General features: G+C 33.9%; 15 protein-coding genes. 8 read left to right on the top strand and 7 right to left on the bottom strand.

What is annotated here, in order from left to right:
• Positions 1-53: 53 nt before the first annotated feature.
• The 4 genes from FS85_RS0108740 to FS85_RS0108725 all read left to right on the top strand — a co-directional run bounded on the left by FS85_RS0108740 (position 54) and on the right by FS85_RS0108725 (position 3,583).
• Positions 54-650 carry a sugar O-acetyltransferase gene (locus FS85_RS0108740; protein WP_010135831.1) on the top strand — a complete coding sequence of 199 codons (597 nt, stop codon included), beginning with the start codon at positions 54-56 and terminating at the stop codon, positions 648-650.
• Positions 650-1,357, top strand: a complete 708-nt coding sequence (locus FS85_RS0108735) for a 2'-5' RNA ligase family protein (RefSeq protein ID WP_010135830.1) — start codon at positions 650-652, stop codon at positions 1,355-1,357. The genes FS85_RS0108740 and FS85_RS0108735 overlap by 1 nt, the downstream gene beginning before the upstream one ends.
• A gap of 271 nt (positions 1,358-1,628) precedes the next feature.
• Positions 1,629-2,087 carry an IS200/IS605 family transposase gene (gene tnpA / locus FS85_RS0108730; RefSeq protein ID WP_010135828.1) on the top strand — a complete coding sequence of 153 codons (459 nt, stop codon included), beginning with the start codon at positions 1,629-1,631 and terminating at the stop codon, positions 2,085-2,087.
• Between the two features lie 1,043 nt (positions 2,088-3,130).
• On the top strand, positions 3,131-3,583 hold the full coding sequence (locus FS85_RS0108725) for a protease complex subunit PrcB family protein (RefSeq protein WP_010135827.1): 453 nt from the start codon (positions 3,131-3,133) through the stop codon (positions 3,581-3,583).
• 97 nt (positions 3,584-3,680) lie between these two features.
• On the opposite strand, the gene FS85_RS0108720 is transcribed toward FS85_RS0108725, so the two are convergent.
• Genes FS85_RS0108720 through FS85_RS0108705 form a run of 4 tightly spaced genes read right to left on the bottom strand, consistent with a single transcriptional unit; the run spans position 3,681 to position 7,506 of the window.
• Positions 3,681-4,151 (bottom strand): hypothetical protein, encoded by a 471-nt coding sequence (locus FS85_RS0108720; protein WP_010135826.1) that lies wholly within the window; start codon positions 4,149-4,151, stop codon positions 3,681-3,683.
• A 22-nt stretch (positions 4,152-4,173) separates the two neighbouring features.
• Entirely contained in the window at positions 4,174-5,337 is a 1,164-nt protein-coding gene (locus FS85_RS0108715; protein WP_010135825.1) for a sigma-54-dependent transcriptional regulator, read from the bottom strand.
• 8 nt (positions 5,338-5,345) lie between these two features.
• A complete protein-coding gene (locus FS85_RS0108710; protein WP_010135824.1) occupies positions 5,346-6,590 on the bottom strand; it encodes an ABC transporter permease in 1,245 nt (414 codons plus the stop codon).
• Positions 6,583-7,506: an ABC transporter ATP-binding protein gene (locus tag FS85_RS0108705; protein ID WP_010135821.1), complete on the bottom strand. Its 924-nt coding sequence runs from the start codon at positions 7,504-7,506 to the stop codon at positions 6,583-6,585. Before FS85_RS0108705 ends, FS85_RS0108710 begins: the two co-directional genes overlap by 8 nt.
• A gap of 214 nt (positions 7,507-7,720) precedes the next feature.
• On the opposite strand from FS85_RS0108705, the gene FS85_RS0108700 reads away from it, so the two are divergent.
• The 4 genes from FS85_RS0108700 (at position 7,721) to FS85_RS0108685 (ending at position 13,673) form a co-directional block, all read left to right on the top strand.
• Positions 7,721-8,164: a MarR family winged helix-turn-helix transcriptional regulator gene (locus FS85_RS0108700; protein ID WP_029489358.1), complete on the top strand. Its 444-nt coding sequence runs from the start codon at positions 7,721-7,723 to the stop codon at positions 8,162-8,164.
• Between the two features lie 2 nt (positions 8,165-8,166).
• Positions 8,167-10,569: a 3-hydroxyacyl-CoA dehydrogenase/enoyl-CoA hydratase family protein gene (locus tag FS85_RS0108695; protein WP_010135819.1), complete on the top strand. Its 2,403-nt coding sequence runs from the start codon at positions 8,167-8,169 to the stop codon at positions 10,567-10,569.
• A gap of 100 nt (positions 10,570-10,669) precedes the next feature.
• Complete coding sequence (locus FS85_RS0108690; protein WP_010135817.1) at positions 10,670-11,854, top strand: acetyl-CoA C-acyltransferase; 1,185 nt, start codon at positions 10,670-10,672, stop codon at positions 11,852-11,854.
• A gap of 22 nt (positions 11,855-11,876) precedes the next feature.
• The gene (locus FS85_RS0108685) at positions 11,877-13,673 is read left to right on the top strand and encodes an acyl-CoA dehydrogenase family protein (RefSeq protein ID WP_010135816.1); all 1,797 of its coding nucleotides are present in this window, start codon (positions 11,877-11,879) and stop codon (positions 13,671-13,673) included.
• 123 nt (positions 13,674-13,796) lie between these two features.
• Here FS85_RS0108685 and FS85_RS0108680 read toward each other — a convergent pair whose 3' ends face one another.
• The 3 genes from FS85_RS0108680 to FS85_RS0108670 form a co-directional block, all read right to left on the bottom strand.
• Complete coding sequence (locus FS85_RS0108680; RefSeq protein WP_010135815.1) at positions 13,797-14,450, bottom strand: M48 family metalloprotease; 654 nt, start codon at positions 14,448-14,450, stop codon at positions 13,797-13,799.
• Positions 14,451-14,526: 76 nt separating this feature from the next.
• Complete coding sequence (locus FS85_RS0108675; protein ID WP_010135813.1) at positions 14,527-15,552, bottom strand: hypothetical protein; 1,026 nt, start codon at positions 15,550-15,552, stop codon at positions 14,527-14,529.
• Between the two features lie 82 nt (positions 15,553-15,634).
• Complete coding sequence (locus tag FS85_RS0108670) at positions 15,635-16,948, bottom strand: RagB/SusD family nutrient uptake outer membrane protein (protein WP_010135812.1); 1,314 nt, start codon at positions 16,946-16,948, stop codon at positions 15,635-15,637.
• Positions 16,949-16,950 lie beyond the last annotated feature (2 nt).

Here is a 16,950-nt window from a genome sequence, read left to right as displayed (position 1 = left end):
AGATGAAAAAAAATATGGTTTAATCATTCTATTTTAGCACAAAAAAACTAATCATGAAGACCGAATTACAAAAATGTTTAGATGGTGAAATATTCAATACATCTGATAAAGAAATCCAAAGAATAATACATAACGCAAGAAAACTAACTAAAGACTATAATTCTACAGTAAGCACTGATTCAAAAAATCGTCGCAAAATATTGACTGAGCTACTAGGGAATGTTGGAAACAATGTAAATATTGACACCCCTTTTTATTGTGATTATGGTCAACACATTTCAGTTGGAGATAATGTCATTATAAATATCAACTGTACGTTTGTTGATTGTAATAAAATAGAAATAGGTAATAATGTTTTAATCGCTTCAAATGTTCAGATTTATACAGCAACGCATTCAACCAATGTAAATGAAAGACTTGTTGATAACTGGGATTCTAATTCTGAATTTCCTTATTTCAGAACATTTTCACAACCCATAAAAATTGAAAATAATGTATGGATTGGTGGTGGTGTAATAATATTACCAGGAGTTACAATAGGTGAAAATTCTGTTATTGGAGCAGGAAGCATTGTTACAAAATCAATTCCTGCAAACTCTGTAGCAGTTGGTAATCCTTGTAAGGTAATTCGTAAAACAGATAATTACTAATGGATTTAAAGCAACATTACAATAATCTATACCAAGATTCCATAACAAAATATAAAACTGACAATTATGAGTTTGATAAATTGATTGACTCACCTACTGATAGTAGGTTTGGAATAACATTATTGATAAGGCCTCATCAAAAAATTAAAAATAAAATAAATGATTTTTTATTGAATCTAAAAAAAATAGAACCCAATCAATATTATTATCCAAAATCAGATATACACATTACTGTTATGTCTATAATTTCTTGTTATCATGGATTTAAGTTATCGCAAATTGATAAGAATATTTATATTGAAACGATTCATCAATGTTTATCAAATATACCATCTTTTTCAATACAATTTAAAGGATTGACAGCATCACCATCTTGTATAATGGTACAAGGCTTTTTAACAGATAACACGTTAAAACAAATAAGGAATAACTTAAGAACCAATTTTAAAAATTCGGACTTGCAACATTCTATAGACAAACGCTACACTATTCAGACTGCTCATTCAACAATATTTCGACTGAAAAACAAACTAAATAATAAGGAAAAATTTCTTGATTTAATCGAGCAATATCAAAATTATGAATTTGGTACATTTAGAGTTAATTCGCTAGAATTAGTTTTTAATGATTGGTATCAAAGAGCTGATAAGGTACAAAAGTTGCATGAATTCATGTTAAAAACTGAGCCTAACACTTTGTATAAATAAAGTTTGGTATGATAATGCACCCCTGGAACTTTTTCAAATTAATATTTATGTAAACACAAAGGTTCAGAGAAGCAAAACATTAAAAGCTAAGAAACATTGCATGACAATACATGTTTATGCACACACAAAGTTCCAGAGGAGCGGAATATCTTTATGACTGCGTTGATTATTTGCTTGCATATGTTATTGTTTTTTGTTAATATAGCTTTTGCTATGAAGAATATATTACTTTTTTTGTAGGCTGTTCTAGCTTAGCTATAAATATCAGTAGATGGCCAACACCTATACACAACTTTATTTTCATATTGTTTTTGCAGTAAAAGGAAGAAGAAATCATATTTCTAAATTGTGGAAAGATGATTTGTATAAGTATATTACTGGGGTGGTAACTAATAAGAACCAAAAGATGATGATGGTTAATGGGGTTGCAGATCATATACATTTATTAATTGGCACAAAGCCTAATTGCAACTTGTCAGATTTGGTGCGTGATATAAAAGCAAATTCCTCAAAGTGGGTAAATGAAAATAATTTTATTCCTTGTAAATTTGAGTGGCAAACGGGGTTTGGTGCTTTTACGGTTAGTCAGTCTGGTGTGAAAAATGTAATTAGATATATTAAAAATCAAGAAGAACATCACCGAAAGAAAACGTTTAGAGAAGAATATGTTGATTTTTTAAAAGCCTATGAGGTGGATTATAAAACCGCATATTTGTTTGATGAGGATTGAGTTAGTAGTGTGTCGCTCCGCTGGAGCTTTGCTTTGTAAAGTTGCGTTAGCGAGATGTTTTAGTAATGTTTTGCTCCGCTGGAGCTTGTTAAATAAAATAGAGTTGAATCAAGGTAATGTATTGTTGTTATCCGTTGTTACCTTTCATGAGTAAATTTAAATGAAAAAAGTTGTAAAATTTATATTTTTAAGTGTAATAAAATCAACATATGATTTAAGTTACTGGTCTGCTAAGACTCATCCTACTAGACGAGAACATGAAGCTGAATTAAGATGTAGTATATTATTTAGTATATATACAATGTGTATCTTTTTAGGAATGTATTATTTATCTAATTTTAGGGTTCCAAAAAATCTGGTAATTGAAATACTAATAATAACTCCAATAGTTTTATTCTTTATATTTTCTAGTATAATAAACTACAATTGGATTAGAAATATTAAATTATAGAAGAGTGTGATTCTGAAATTTAATAAGAGAAAGGCATCTTCTTTTTGAAGCTTAATTTTTTAGATTGGAAAAAAATATTAGAACACATATGAAAACAAACTTATAACTTAGAAAATCAATTAATTTTAGTATTTAAAAAATCTAAAAAAGAGTTGTAATACTGAAAATTATGAAAGCCTGTTTTACATTCAAAAAGTCTAGTGACTGAAAAAGCTTCTTTCCATGAAAACTTGAAATTTGGAAGACTGAAAAATGAAACTACAACTCGAAATTTGTTGAAAAAAGTGTGAGTAAAAAGCTTGAAAATATAGAAATACTGAAAGAATCGTAGCAATATCAAGGGACAATAACAATGTTGAATTTTCTATTTCATTACTAAATTTCAGGTCGAAAATCACGAAAAGGCAACAACAAATAAGTTCGATTTTTGGCTTTGTTTCTAACATTCAGTTCAATAATTTTAAACTAAGTTGGTCACGGCCGATAGTTTCGCTCCTATTCTACCAAAAATCCAACTTATTAAACCCGTTGTAGCAAATTTTGACACAACCTTTCGTGAGTTCTTACACGTAATAAAAAAATATAGTTGATTATGAAAAATGTATTAATAATCTTATTGTCAATTTTAGTTTTGAGTTGTAGTTCTGATGATGACAATTCTGAGATAATGAATATTGAATCTACTTTAATTGCAAAAGACAATCTTTATGGAAATGGAGCAGAAGGAATTACAAAACAGAATTTAATTATTTCTAACCAAACTATTTGGAATGATTTAATAGTTCAAATGAATTCAGTAAATAATGTTTCTGAAAACTTTACAGAAACCGATATAGATTTTTCTGAATATACAATTATTGCAATATTTGACGAAATAAAAGGAGACGGAGGTCATAGTTTGAAATTAAATATATTGTCAAATTCTGAAAATATAATCGTTAAAATAACTGATGTAGTTCCCGAAGGAAATACAACTACAGTTATTACTCAACCTTTCCATATTGTGAAAATATCAAATTTTGATTTACCTATAATATTTGAATAAAAAAAATTGCTACAACAATGTGTACAATGACCCCTTCAACACTTATAAAAACTAAGCTCCAGAGGAGCGAAACATTAATTAGAGCAACGTTTTTATTTTAGACAGGCCATAATGCGTTGTCATCCGCATCCCATTGTACGCCCATTTGTATTTCGGTAAGGGTTTGGTTGGTAAACCAAAAAAACAAATTGGCTTCGTCAACATCAATCAATTCGTGGTTGGGAGTTTCTTCAGAAGAATAGTCTTCAAACTCCATTTCTCCCAATTGGTTTTGTTCTATAAAATCTTGAACCTCTTCTATATTTTTTCCAATCAACCCTACTCCGTTTAAGCTGTAATTACTAGAGTTGATGGTGATGGTTTCCAATCGCCAATCTTCTTCTTCATCAAAAGAAAAAGACAGTCCGTAGTTTTGGTACTCCCAAGTTTCTACAGCATCTCCTGTGTCAAACTCTTTTTCTAATTCTTTTTCGGTAGGCAATCCTAAAATTTCTAAGACTTGTGTTCTGTCCATTCCAAATTTAATGGCTCCAACCCCTACTCCTATTTTTATTTCTGCTTGTGTCATGTGTTTTGTTTTGTTAAGCAATTTATTTACTAGCAAACATGGTTACATCATTATCGCTAATAACAGGTTCTCCTAAAATTAGCAAACGTTCTACTACGTTTCTTAATTCTCTAATGTTTCCTGTCCAGTCGTAGCTTTGTAATAGTGCAATGGCTTCATCAGAAAAAGATTTAGGAGAGGCTCCTTGTTCTTTGGCTATTTTATTAGCAAAGTGAGTAATAAGTAAAGGGATATCGTCTCTTCTGTCGTTTAAAGAAGGAACTTGGATAACAATTACTGCCAAACGATGGTATAAATCTTCTCTAAAACGACCTTCTTCTATTTCTTTGCGTAGGTTTTTGTTGGTGGCTGCCAAAACACGAACATTTACGTTAATGTCTTTGTCTGAACCTACACGACTAATTTTGTTTTCTTGCAAAGCTCTTAATACTTTGGCTTGTGCAGAAAGGCTCATGTCTCCTATCTCGTCTAAGAAAATGGTTCCTCCATTGGCTGCTTCAAACTTACCTGCACGGTCTTTGTTGGCTCCTGTAAACGATCCTTTTACATGACCAAACAATTCGCTTTCTATTAATTCTGATGGAATGGCAGCACAGTTTACTTCTACCATAGGAAATTTAGAGCGTTCACTTAAATCGTGTAAGCGGTGAGCTACCAATTCTTTTCCTGTACCATTGGGGCCGGTAATTAAAACACGAGCATCTGTAGGAGCTACTTTGTCTATCATTCCTTTGATGTGCGAAATGGCTTTGGACTCTCCTATCATTTCGTATTTTTTGCTGACTTTCTTTTTAAGAATTTTGTTTTCTACAATAAGCTTTTTTTGGTCTAGCGCATTGCGAACTGTATTTAGCAATCGGTTTAAGTCTGGCGGTTTAGAAATGTAATCGTAAGCTCCTAAACGCATGGTTTGTACGGCTGTGTCTAAATCTCCGTGGCCTGAGATCATAATTACGGGAATTTCGGGCTTGTCTGTTTTTATTTTTTCTAAGACTTCTACTCCATCCATCTTTGGCATTTTAATGTCACAAAGTATCAAATCGTAGTCGTTGTCTTTAAGTAGCTGTAAACCTTCTAAACCATCTTCTGCCTCTTCTACTTGGTAGGTTTTGTTTTCGTCGGCAATAATGCGTTTTAGTACTCTTCTAATGGCAGCTTCATCTTCAATAATTAATATCTTACTCATAAACTAGCTTATATTTTTTGAAATATCCATTGAAACAATTGCTTAATGCTTGGTTTGTTTCCATCGGTTAATATTCCGATTCTATAGATTTTGCTTGCTATAAAAACGGTGCATACAAAACTAACCAATAATAATGCCAAGGAAGTAAAAATTTCCCAAGTAGGCACATCAAAAGGAATACGCATAGGCAGAATAATGGGAGATGTAAACGGAATTAGCGTAAATAGTTTTGCGGTTTCGCTATGAGGATCTCCGTTAATAACAACTACAATTCCTATGTATACAGCAAACATAAGCGGCAATAAAATAGGGTGTACAAATTGTTGGGTGTCGGTTTCGCTATCTACAGCGGCCCCAATAGAGGCATAAAAACTACTGTATAACAAATAGCCGCTTAAGAAAAAAGCAATAAAAACCCACACAATTTGTAGGTAGTTTATTTGCCATATGGTGTTGAATATAAGGGCTACTTTTTGACTGTTGTCTCCTTGAGACGGAACATATTGCTCCATAAAAAAGAGACCTAACAATAGTAAAACTCCCCATATGATAAATTGTAACAATCCTGCCAAAGCATTCCCTATAATTTTCCCTAGCATCAACAAAAAAGGTTGAACGCTACAGACCATAATCTCTACAACCTTGCTATTTTTTTCTTCTATAATACTACGCATTACTGCATTTCCGTATACAATCACAAACATCATCATAATATACCCAAGTCCTATAGCTATAGTTCCTTTTACATATTTTTCTACCTTTTTATGTGTGTTTTGGGCTTGTAGCACTTTTACAGGGCTTTCTTTTAACAAAGGGGCTGCTACGTTTTTCGGAATTTGATGTTGTTCCAAATAGTTTGTTTTCCAATGCTTTTCTAGTATTTTTTTTAAGGAAGCTTTGGGAATTTCGTCTCCGTAAATTTCGTATACGTTTTTAGTAGGACGTGTATAAACAATACCGTTGTAAGTTTCCTCATCTACCAATAACTTAGCAGCGTCGTACGAAAGGCTGTCTATTGTAGTTAAAGAGATTTTAGGATGCTGTTTGGTGATTTCTTGTTGTATGGCATCCGAAGTCATCACAATAAGGGATGTTTTAGAATCGTTGTTTCGTTTCTCTTTGGCTACAAAATAAAAAACAGCAGCAAACATAGAGAGGATTAAAACAGGACTTAAAAAAATCATCACCAAATAAGACTTGCTTCTTACTTTGGTGATAAATTCTCTGCGAATGATAAGGAGTAACTTATGCATTTTGAATTGTTTTTATAAAGATTTCTTGTAAAGTAGGAACGTGTTTTTTAAATAGGTGCACGGTTCCTAAACCACTAATAGTTTGTAGTAATTCAGAAGAATTGCCTGCTACAATACTTGTTTCTAGACTTACTTTTTCGGGAGTTTGTGCTATGCGTTTAGTTTGATAAGCTGCATTGTTTAAAAACTCTGTTAGCAACGATGGATTTACGGTAGTAAGCCCAATTTCATAAACTTCATTAGCGTATTGTTCTTGTATTTTCTCTATACTACCTTGTAGCAAAGTAGTTCCTTTATGAATTAAACACACATCATCACACATTTCGGAAACAGACTCCATTCTATGAGAAGAAAAAATAATGGTGGTTCCTTGTTTGGACAACTCTTTAATTTCTTGGGCTATCAAATCTGCATTAATAGGATCAAATCCGCTAAAAGGTTCGTCTAAAATCAGCAATTCTGGCTGATGCAAAACTGCAATGATAAACTGCACTTTTTGAGCCATACCTTTTGATAAATCTTCTATTTTTTTCTTTTTCCAGTCTAAAATATCAAAACGTTGCAGCCAATAATCCATAGCTGCTATGGCTTTAGGTTTAGACATTTCTTTAAGTTGTCCAAAATACAAGGCCTGTTCTTCTATGGTCATGTTTTTGTACAAACCACGCTCTTCTGGCAAGTAACCAATATGTGCTATAGTGTTGCTATCTATTTTTTCTCCTTTAAATAAGACTTGTCCGCTATCGGCATCAATAATTTTGTTTAGAATACGAATCAGCGTGGTTTTTCCAGCACCATTTTGTCCAATTAATCCATACACACTTCCTTGGGGAATCTGAAAAGACACTGAATTTAAAGCAATTTTATTACGATAAGATTTGCTTAAATTCTCTATAACTAAGAATGAATCTTGCATTTTTTTGTTTTTGCAAGCATAAATATAGTACTATGTGTCAAAACATTTCGGCATCCTTTTATAAAATTTTAAAGGATGGCACATTCTTTAGGGATTGACAATCTATACTAGTTTTTATTGGATATTTATAGAGTTTAAGGTTTTAATAATGGATAATATTTAATTTTAACGCTTAAAAATTATGCAAGCATAGTTTTTTTGAGTATATTTAGACATGAAAGAAAGAAATAAAACAGTGCCGTTTGATTATATGTACCGCTCTACTTGGCAGTTGATTAGTAAAATGTACAACGAAGAAGCTTTAAAACGAGACAGTATTATGACCATTGGTTTTGTACTGGTAAACATACACTACAAAAATGGAACACCCTCTACTGCATTAGGGCCTAAAATGGGGATTGAAGCGACAAGTTTGTCTAGAACGTTAAAAAAAATGGAAGCTTTGGACTTAATTTACAAAGAGGCGAATCCTGAAGATGGGCGAAGTGTATTGATAAAGTTAACAGAAAAGGGAAAAGAGCAACGAGAAATTTCTAAGCAGATTGTATTGCAGTTCAATCAAGAAGTAGCACAGAATTTAACAAGCAAACAAATAGAAACATTTATAGAAGTAACAGAAACAATTCAAGAATTGATTCAAGATAAATTAATTTTTTAGGTATGAAAAGACATATTAAAAAAGTTGCAGTGATAGGTTCTGGGATCATGGGATCAGGAATCGCCTGTCATTTTGCCAATATAGGAGTGCAAGTTTTACTATTAGACCTAGCCCCTACTTCTTTAACAGACAAAGAAAAGGAAAAAGGATTGAGTTTAGAACATCCTGTGGTAAAAAACAGAGTGGTAAACAACAATTTGCAAACCGCTATAAAATCTAATCCAGCACCTTTGTACAACAATGCTTTTGCAGAAAGAATCACTACGGGAAACCTTTCGGATGATTTACCAAAGCTAAAAGAAGTAGATTGGATTGTAGAAGTGGTGGTAGAACGATTGGATATAAAACAACAAGTCTTTGAAAGCATAGAAAAACACAGAAAACCAGGAACATTAATTACAAGTAATACTTCTGGAATTCCTATTAAATATATGAATCAAGGTCGTTCGCAAGATTTTAGAGAACACTTTGCCATTACACATTTTTTCAATCCGCCACGTTACCTAAAACTTTTTGAAGTAGTTCCTGGTCCCGATTGCCAACAAGACGTTGTTGATTTTTTAATGAACTTTGGAACAAAGTTTTTAGGAAAAACAGCTGTTTTAGCCAAAGATACTCCCGCCTTTATAGGAAATAGAATTGGGATTTTTGGAATTATGAGCATGCTACACATTGTAAAAGATCTAGGTTTAACAGTAGCAGAAGTAGATAAACTTACAGGACCCGTAATAGGAAGACCCAAATCTGCAACGTTTAGAACTGTAGATGTAGTAGGATTGGATACACTGGTTCATGTAGCCAAAGGGTTGCAAGAAAACTGCAAAGAAGACGAGGCCAACGCTTTGTTTGCTCTGCCCGACTTTATGCAGTCTATGTTAAACAATCAATGGTTGGGGAGTAAAACAGGACAAGGGTTTTATAAAAAAGACATCAATCACAAAGGAGAAAAAGAGATTTTAGCCCTGGATTTAGAAAAGCTAACTTATGCTCCGTCTAAAAAAGCTTCTTTTGAAACCTTAAACGCTACCAAAACCATTGATAATGTAGCAGATCGTTTTAAAGTACTTGTAAAAGGACAAGACAAGGCTGGGGGTTTTTATAGAAAAACATTTGCTGCCTTATTTGCTTATGTATCTAACAGAATTCCAGAAATATCAGACGAGCTCTATAAAATAGACGAATCCATGAAAGCTGGTTTTGGATGGCAACACGGACCTTTTGAAATTTGGGATGCTATTGGTGTGGTTGAAGGAATGGAGTTGATAGCACAAGAAGGATATACCGTAGCTAGTTGGGTGCCTAAAATGATAAACGAAGGACAGTCCTCTTTTTACACAGTACAAGATGGAGTTCAGTATTACTACAATATTCCATCCAAAACACAAGAAAAGGTAAAAGGAAAAGAAGGTTTTATACTGTTAGACAATATCAGAAAAACAGATACTATTTGGTCTAATGCAGAAGCTTCCATTCAACATCTAGGAGATGGAATTTTAAATGTAGAGTTCCAATCTAAAATGAATACTTTGGGAAGTGGTGTATTGCAAGCCATCAACAAAGGAATTGATTTGGCTGAGAGCAAATACGATGCAATAATATTAGGAAACCAAGCGACCAACTTTTCGGTTGGAGCCAATTTAGCCATGGTATTTATGCTAGCTGTAGAACAGGAATATGATGAGTTGAATTATGCAGTACAATACTTTCAAAACACAGTAATGCGTATGCGTTACTCATCCTGCCCTACACTTATTACCCCAAGAGGTTTGACCTTAGGAGGAGGATGTGAACTAAGCTTACATGCAGACAAGGTAATTGCAGCTGCAGAAACGTATACAGGTTTGGTTGAGTTTGGTGTGGGAGTGATTCCTGGAGGTGGAGGAACCAAAGAAATGGCAAAAAGAGTAACAGATGGAGTGCTAAAAGATGATGTAAAGTTGAACAGAATGCGAGAAGCTTTTATCAATATAGCCATGGCAAAAGTAGCTACTTCTGCACACCAAGCCTTTGATTTTGGATATTATATCCCCCATAAAGACATTGTAGTAACCAACGAACAACAACAAATAGCAACTGCCAAAAAACACGCATTGCAAATGTTAGACGATGGTTACCTATGCCCTGCTCCGCAAAAAGTAAAAGTATTGGGACAACAAGTATTGGGAATGTTTCAGGTTGGTGCCGATAGTTTGGTTGCAGGAAAATATGCATCCGAACACGATAGATTGATTGCTAATAAATTAGGCTATGTAATGGCCGGAGGAGACTTGTCTGAACCTACTGATGTATCGGAACAATACCTACTAGACTTAGAAAGAGAAGCCTTTTTATCCTTATTAGGAGAAAGAAAAACATTGGAAAGAATTCAGCACATGTTAAAAACAGGGAAACCGTTAAGAAACTAATGTGTTTAGCACTTCGTTTTTAGTATTTGGTTATTTGCTAAGATAATTTAAGCATACCCAAAAGCTAAAGGCTAAGAATCAATAATTAAAAGCTACAAAAATGAAAACAGCATATATAGTAAAAGGATATAGAACAGCCGTAGGAAAAGCTCCCAAAGGATTATTCCGTTTTAAGAGACCAGACGAACTGGCCGCAGAAACCATACAGTACTTATTAGACAAAGTACCTGAATTAGACAAACACAGAGTAGACGATGTAATAGTAGGAAATGCCATGCCCGAAGCAGAACAAGGATTAAACATGGGACGTTTGATTTCGTTAATGGGTTTAAAAATTGCCGATGTTGCCGGAATGACTGTCAACCGATACTGTGCTTCTGGTTTAGAGACCATTGCGATTGCTGCTGCTAAAATTCAATCAGGAATGGCAGATTGTATTATTGCAGGAGGTGTAGAAAGCATGTCATACATACCTATGGGAGGTTACAAACCCTCTCCCAACTACCATGAAACCAAAGAAGGGAACGAAGATTATTATTGGGGAATGGGTTTGACAGCCGAAGCTGTTGCCGAAAAATTTAAAGTGACAAGAGATCAGCAAGATTTGTTTGCCTTTAACTCTCATCAAAAAGCATTAAAAGCACAGTCTCAAGACTTATTTAAAGAAGACATTGCTCCTATTGATGTAGAACATATTTTTATTAATAGCAAAGGTAAAAAAGAGCAAAAAAAATACACGGTACAACAAGATGAAGGCCCCAGAAAAGACACTTCCTTAGAAGCTTTGGCTAAATTAAGACCTGTATTTGCCAACAAAGGATCTGTTACGGCAGGGAACTCATCTCAAATGAGTGATGGAGCAGCTTTTGTTTTAGTAATGAGCGAGGAAATGGTAAAAGAATTAAACCTAGAACCTGTAGCAAGGCTAGTTTCTTTTGCTGCCGCAGGTGTAGAACCTAAAATTATGGGAATTGGACCTGTAATGGCAGTACCCAAAGCTCTAAAACAAGTAGGCCTTACCAAAAACGACATTGACTTGGTAGAATTGAACGAAGCTTTTGCTTCACAATCTTTGGCAGTTATCAATGAATTAGGGCTAGACCCAGAACGGGTAAATGTAAACGGAGGAGCCATTGCTTTAGGACATCCATTGGGCTGTACAGGAGCTAAATTATCAGTACAATTGATCAATGAAATGAGAAGAAGAAATCACAAATACGGACTCGTAACTATGTGCGTAGGAACTGGACAAGGAGCAGCAGGAGTTTATGAGTTTTTAAAATAAGAAACCAAAAAAACACAACAACATGGAACACACACTTACAGGAGGAGCATTTATTGTTTCTGAAACTAAAGCCAAGGATATATTTATTGTAGAAGATTTTTCTGAAGAGCAACAGATGATGAAAGAGTCTGTTAAAGAATTTATAGACCGTGAAGTATGGCCTCACAAAGAAAAATTTGAGAAAAAAGACTATGCTTTTACCGAAGAATTAATGGTAAAAGCAGGTGAAATGGGTTTTTTAAGTATTGCTGTCCCCGAAGCTTACGGAGGAATGGGAATGTCTTTTATGTCTACCATTTTAGTTTGTGATTATATTTCTGGAGCTACAGGATCTTTTGCAACTGCTTTTGGAGCACATACAGGAATTGGTACAATGCCCATTGTACTCTATGGAACCGAAGCACAAAAACAAAAATACGTTCCTAAATTGGCTAGCGGAGAGTGGTTTGGAGCTTATTGTTTAACAGAACCCGAAGCAGGTTCGGATGCAAATTCTGGAAAAACCAAAGCCGTACTATCAGAAGACGGTACACATTATAAGATATCAGGACAAAAAATGTGGATTTCCAACGCGGGGTTCTGTAGTTTGATGATTGTATTTGCACGTATTGAAGATGATAAAAACTTAACCGCTTTTATTGTAGAATATGATGCTGAAAATCCGAATGGAATTACTTTAGGAGATGAAGAAAAGAAACTTGGAATTAGAGCCTCCTCTACTCGACAAGTATTTTTTAATGAAACTGTTGTACCTGTAGAAAATATGCTGTCTGATAGACAAAATGGGTTTAAGATAGCGTTGAATATTTTGAATATAGGAAGAATTAAATTGGCTTCCGCTTGTTTGGATGCTTGTCGTAGAATAACTAGCAACGCTGTTACATATGCCAATGAACGCAAACAATTTGGTACTACTATTGCTAGTTTTGGAGCCGTTCAAGAGAAACTAGCCTTAATGGTAACTAAAACATTTGTAACAGAATGTGGTGTTTATCGTGCAGGAGGAGCAATCCAACAAAAAATTGATGCTTTGGTAGCTGCAGGAAAAACACATCAAGAAGCAGAATTAAAAGGAGTAGAAGATTTTGCTTTGGAGTGTGCTATTTTAAAAGTCTATGGTTCTGAAGTAGGACAATATGTAGCAGACGAAGGGTTGCAAATTTATGGTGGTATGGGATTTTCAGAAGACACGCCTATGGAAGCAGCTTGGAGAGATGCACGTATTTCTAGAATTTATGAAGGAACCAATGAAATTAACCGATTGTTAACGGTGGGAATGCTGATGAAAAAAGCATTGAAAGGAGAACTAGATTTAATGACTCCTGCCATGGCAATTGCCAATGACTTAATGGGAATTCCATCTTTTGACACTCCTGATTTCTCTGAATTATTTGCAGAAGAAAAAATAATTCTAGAAAACCTTAAAAAAGTCTTTTTGATGGTTGCAGGAAAAGCCGTAGAAAAATATGGAATGGAATTGGAAAAACAACAAGAGTTAATTTTATGTGCTGCGGAAATATTAATAGAGGTTTATATGGCAGAATCGACTTTATTAAAAACAGAAAAGTTAATTTCTAAAACCTCTGTAGAACAAGCTAGCTTACAAATTGCCATGACACGATTGAACTTGTTTAATGCTGTTGAAAAAATTAACAACAAAGGAAAAGAAGCAATTATTTCTTTTACATATAACGACGAGCAACGTATGCTGTTGATTGGATTGAAACGATTTACCAAATACTATAATTTCCCTAATATTATAGCGCTAAAAAAAGAAATAGCAAATGATGTAATTAGCAAAAATGCCTATCCATGCTAATTGATTTTTAAACTGTGAAAAAGCAGTTTAAGAAACTAATTTTGTATATTTGCCTTATTAAAATAAGGTTGAATATATTTTAAATAAAAACAGGAATTAAGCGATATGCTTAACTCCTGTTTTTTAGTTTTTAGACCATATATTTTGAAACTGCTTTTTAAATGCTTCTGCCTGACTGATGTGTTTGGCTTCTTGCAAATACAGTTGCATGTTCTGAATCCTACCTCTTCCTGAAGGATGTGTAAAGGTTTTTCCTCCTAACAATATTTGTAATTGTGGAAATATTGATTGAATGTTTTTTATTTCTTGAGGTTGCTTAGATTGTATCAAATGGATAGCGATTAAATCTGCTAAAAATTCTGCTTTTTGATACTCGTTGTACAACAATCCTTTAGGAATCACATTCGAAAGTCCAAACTTTTTAGCTTGAGAAATGGTTACGATATGTGCTAATTCATGAGCCAAAGCAAACCGTTGAATTTCTGTTTTACGAACGTCAATTAATCCTTGGCTTACCTCTACATAACCAAAAGAAGCACCTGCATTAATAGATGGATCTTTTTTGTCTATTTTAAAAATGGTGGGAATGCTAACTTCTGTAAAATCTGTAAATAGTGGAATTACTTGAGTACGATATAATTCTTTAAGTTGTGCTTCGGCACTGAGTTGAATTTCTTTTGGGGGAGTATCTTCTACAACAGTTTCTTCGGATGTTGTGGTGTTTTGACATGACAACATCAAAACTGTTAAAGTTCCTATTAAATAGTTAAAATACATAGCAATGGATAAAAAGAAACACTCTTAAAACAAGAGTGTTTCGGATGAAAAAAAAGAAAATAAAACGGGTTTTATTTTAGTCTTCAAAGTAAGTAAATGTCTTATCTACAGTTGCTAATCCATCAAAATAAGTATAAGAAGCAGAAACAGGGTAACCTTCTGTATTGTATTCGTAAGTAATGCTATCATCTGCTAATGTTCCTGAAATAGGATTGTTTGTATTTACTGCAGAAATTCCTACGTTGATTGCAGCATAAGCAGCAGGGTACAATTCTTTAAATGGATTTTTTTTGTCATCGTATTCAGCTGTATAATCATCACCAAATCTGTTTTCTACAGTAACATTACCTTCTACAATAGTAAATAATACTTGACTAGTTGCATCGCTATTGGTATGATCTGTTCTTGTTTCTGATGCTAAGTTTCCATTAAGATCATAGGTATAATTGTATGTGTAAGTCAATACATCATCTGCTGTATAGGTAGCTTTTACAATCTTCCCTTCTTCGTAGGTATACACAGTACTTTGCCCTTCTGCAGTTTTTTCAATCACTTGATTTTTATCGTTGTAAACCAAAGTATAAGTGGTTGTAGAAATAGTTCCCCAGTCATCAACTTCTTTGCTGATGGTACTAACAAAATTTGCATCGTTGTACGTGTAAGTTGTGGTTGAGTTTTCTCCGTACAAATCTGCTAAGACATAAGTTTTTAAACGAGTTCCGCTTCCTACTTCTGCACGTACATTAATTGTAACGGTATATGTTTTTGTGGTGGTACCGTCTTCTGCTGTAACTACAAAGTTTTGAGCAACACCATCTACAAAAGTAATGGTTTCTCCAGAAGCAGGACTTACAGTTGCGTTGTCTGACAAAGTAATTGTAGGAATTACAGTAGTTAAATCAGTTCCAAAAGGAACACTAATTGTAATATCCGTTCCGTAATCGTAATTAATTTCTTCATCCGTTAAATCCTGTATGTCTACAGTAAATTGATTGATGTTGGCTAAAGAAGATACCGTAACTTCATTACTGTCATCAGAACAAGATACGTTTGTGATAGCTAAGGCCATCAATAAGCTAAAAAGTGAAAAAAATTTCTTCATAATAAAAAATTAAAGGGTTGATTTATCTTTTAGTTTTTTATTACAGCTTGTAAGATAACAACAAGCTGCAACGGGTCTAGTTTTATAAATTTGGATTGTTAATTAGGGCTTCATTTGGAAAAGGAATTACATAACGTTCATCATTTTGTTCTAGTTGGTAGGTAACTCCATTAAAAGTTTTGCTTATGGCGGGCTGTGTGGTTCTTCTTAAATCGTACCAACGGTGTCCTTCTAATGCAAACTCTCGTCTTCTTTCTTCTAAAATTTCGGTAATTAGTTCTGCCGTATCTAGTCCATCAATTTTTGTTTGATATGCGTTCCATCCAGCAGTAGTATATCTGTTTTTAGCAAAGTCTTTTAATAACTGTTTGGCTTGACTTTCTTGATTTAATCTTGCCAAACACTCAATCTGAGTTAAATACAATTCTGAAGTTCTAAAAGAAACACGATATTTTAAATCTGCATTTTTATTGCTTTTAAAACGACCATCGCTTTGTTCATCAAAATAGAGGTTAAATCTAAGATCTTCATCTGCCTGAAATACTGCTAATAAGTCTTCTGAAATAGTAGCATTGTTGGCAAGATCTACCGAGCCCACATTCTCTAAAGCCAAAATAGATTCAACCGAATTGTATACTGAAGGCAAATCTGTTGTGTTACTATTTAAATCTTGCAGTTTATTTTCTATAGCCAAAGCTTCGGTAGCGCTTGTTATAGCTTTTTGCCATTTTTGCTGATACAAATACACTTTGGTTTGGAAGGCTTTTACGCCCCATAAAGAAAAGCGATAATTGTTTCCTATGTCTTGTTGTTGAATTTGCATCAAAGCCGTTGCTTTATCTAAATCCGAAAGAATCAAGTCATACACCTGAGCAAGCGATTTTTTTGTATAAGCTTTTTCTGCATCGTAGCTTAAGGTAATAGGCACGGCTAAATCTGTCTCGGCTGTATTTTGTTTATAGGGTTTTGCGTACAAATTGATCAATTCAAAATACTGCAAAGCTCTTAACGCATAGGCTTCTGCCACTAATTGGTTGATGGAAAGTTGCTCTCCTTCTATTTCATCTTTATTATTAATAATGTGATTGGCATTAAAAATCACTTTGTAAAAAGTAGGATATGGATATGGGCTGGTAATAGGGCTTGGGTTGATGTCATTCCAAACAAACAAATCTTGGTACTGCTCTACTCCAGATGCATCAGCATCCAAAACAAGTTCATCAGTTCTGTAAGCGGTAAGCACTTTATGATTGTGTTTGATAGCGTATGCAGAAGTTAAAAAACTACGGTAATCCTCTACCGTTTTAGGAATTACTTGCCCTACAGGCTCTATGTCTAAATAAGAATCGCAAGCAAATAGACTTAGGATACTTATCAAATAAAATATATGTTTCATAA

It is taken from the genome of Ochrovirga pacifica (genome assembly GCF_000220525.1).
Lineage (GTDB): Bacteria > Bacteroidota > Bacteroidia > Flavobacteriales > Flavobacteriaceae > Ochrovirga > Ochrovirga pacifica.
The sequence above is the reverse complement of the archived record's forward strand: the minus strand, read 5'-3'. Positions and strand labels throughout refer to the sequence as shown.

Bases quoted from the DNA above. Each gene is read 5' to 3' on its own strand.
- FS85_RS0108695 (WP_010135819.1), top strand. From the start codon at position 8,167: ATGAAAAGACATATTAAAAAAGTTGCAGTGATAGGTTCTGGGATCATG.
- tnpA (WP_010135828.1), top strand. From the start codon at position 1,629: ATGGCCAACACCTATACACAACTTTATTTTCATATTGTTTTTGCAGTA.
- FS85_RS0108735 (WP_010135830.1), top strand. From the start codon at position 650: ATGGATTTAAAGCAACATTACAATAATCTATACCAAGATTCCATAACA.
- FS85_RS0108675 (WP_010135813.1), bottom strand. From the start codon at position 15,552: ATGAAGAAATTTTTTTCACTTTTTAGCTTATTGATGGCCTTAGCTATC.
- FS85_RS0108700 (WP_029489358.1), top strand. From the start codon at position 7,721: ATGAAAGAAAGAAATAAAACAGTGCCGTTTGATTATATGTACCGCTCT.
- FS85_RS0108690 (WP_010135817.1), top strand. From the start codon at position 10,670: ATGAAAACAGCATATATAGTAAAAGGATATAGAACAGCCGTAGGAAAA.
- FS85_RS0108710 (WP_010135824.1), bottom strand. From the start codon at position 6,590: ATGCATAAGTTACTCCTTATCATTCGCAGAGAATTTATCACCAAAGTA.
- FS85_RS0108685 (WP_010135816.1), top strand. From the start codon at position 11,877: ATGGAACACACACTTACAGGAGGAGCATTTATTGTTTCTGAAACTAAA.
- FS85_RS0108715 (WP_010135825.1), bottom strand. From the start codon at position 5,337: ATGAGTAAGATATTAATTATTGAAGATGAAGCTGCCATTAGAAGAGTA.
- FS85_RS0108725 (WP_010135827.1), top strand. From the start codon at position 3,131: ATGAAAAATGTATTAATAATCTTATTGTCAATTTTAGTTTTGAGTTGT.
- FS85_RS0108680 (WP_010135815.1), bottom strand. From the start codon at position 14,450: ATGTATTTTAACTATTTAATAGGAACTTTAACAGTTTTGATGTTGTCA.
- FS85_RS0108705 (WP_010135821.1), bottom strand. From the start codon at position 7,506: ATGCAAGATTCATTCTTAGTTATAGAGAATTTAAGCAAATCTTATCGT.
- FS85_RS0108720 (WP_010135826.1), bottom strand. From the start codon at position 4,151: ATGACACAAGCAGAAATAAAAATAGGAGTAGGGGTTGGAGCCATTAAA.
- FS85_RS0108740 (WP_010135831.1), top strand. From the start codon at position 54: ATGAAGACCGAATTACAAAAATGTTTAGATGGTGAAATATTCAATACA.
- FS85_RS0108670 (WP_010135812.1), bottom strand. From the start codon at position 16,948: ATGAAACATATATTTTATTTGATAAGTATCCTAAGTCTATTTGCTTGC.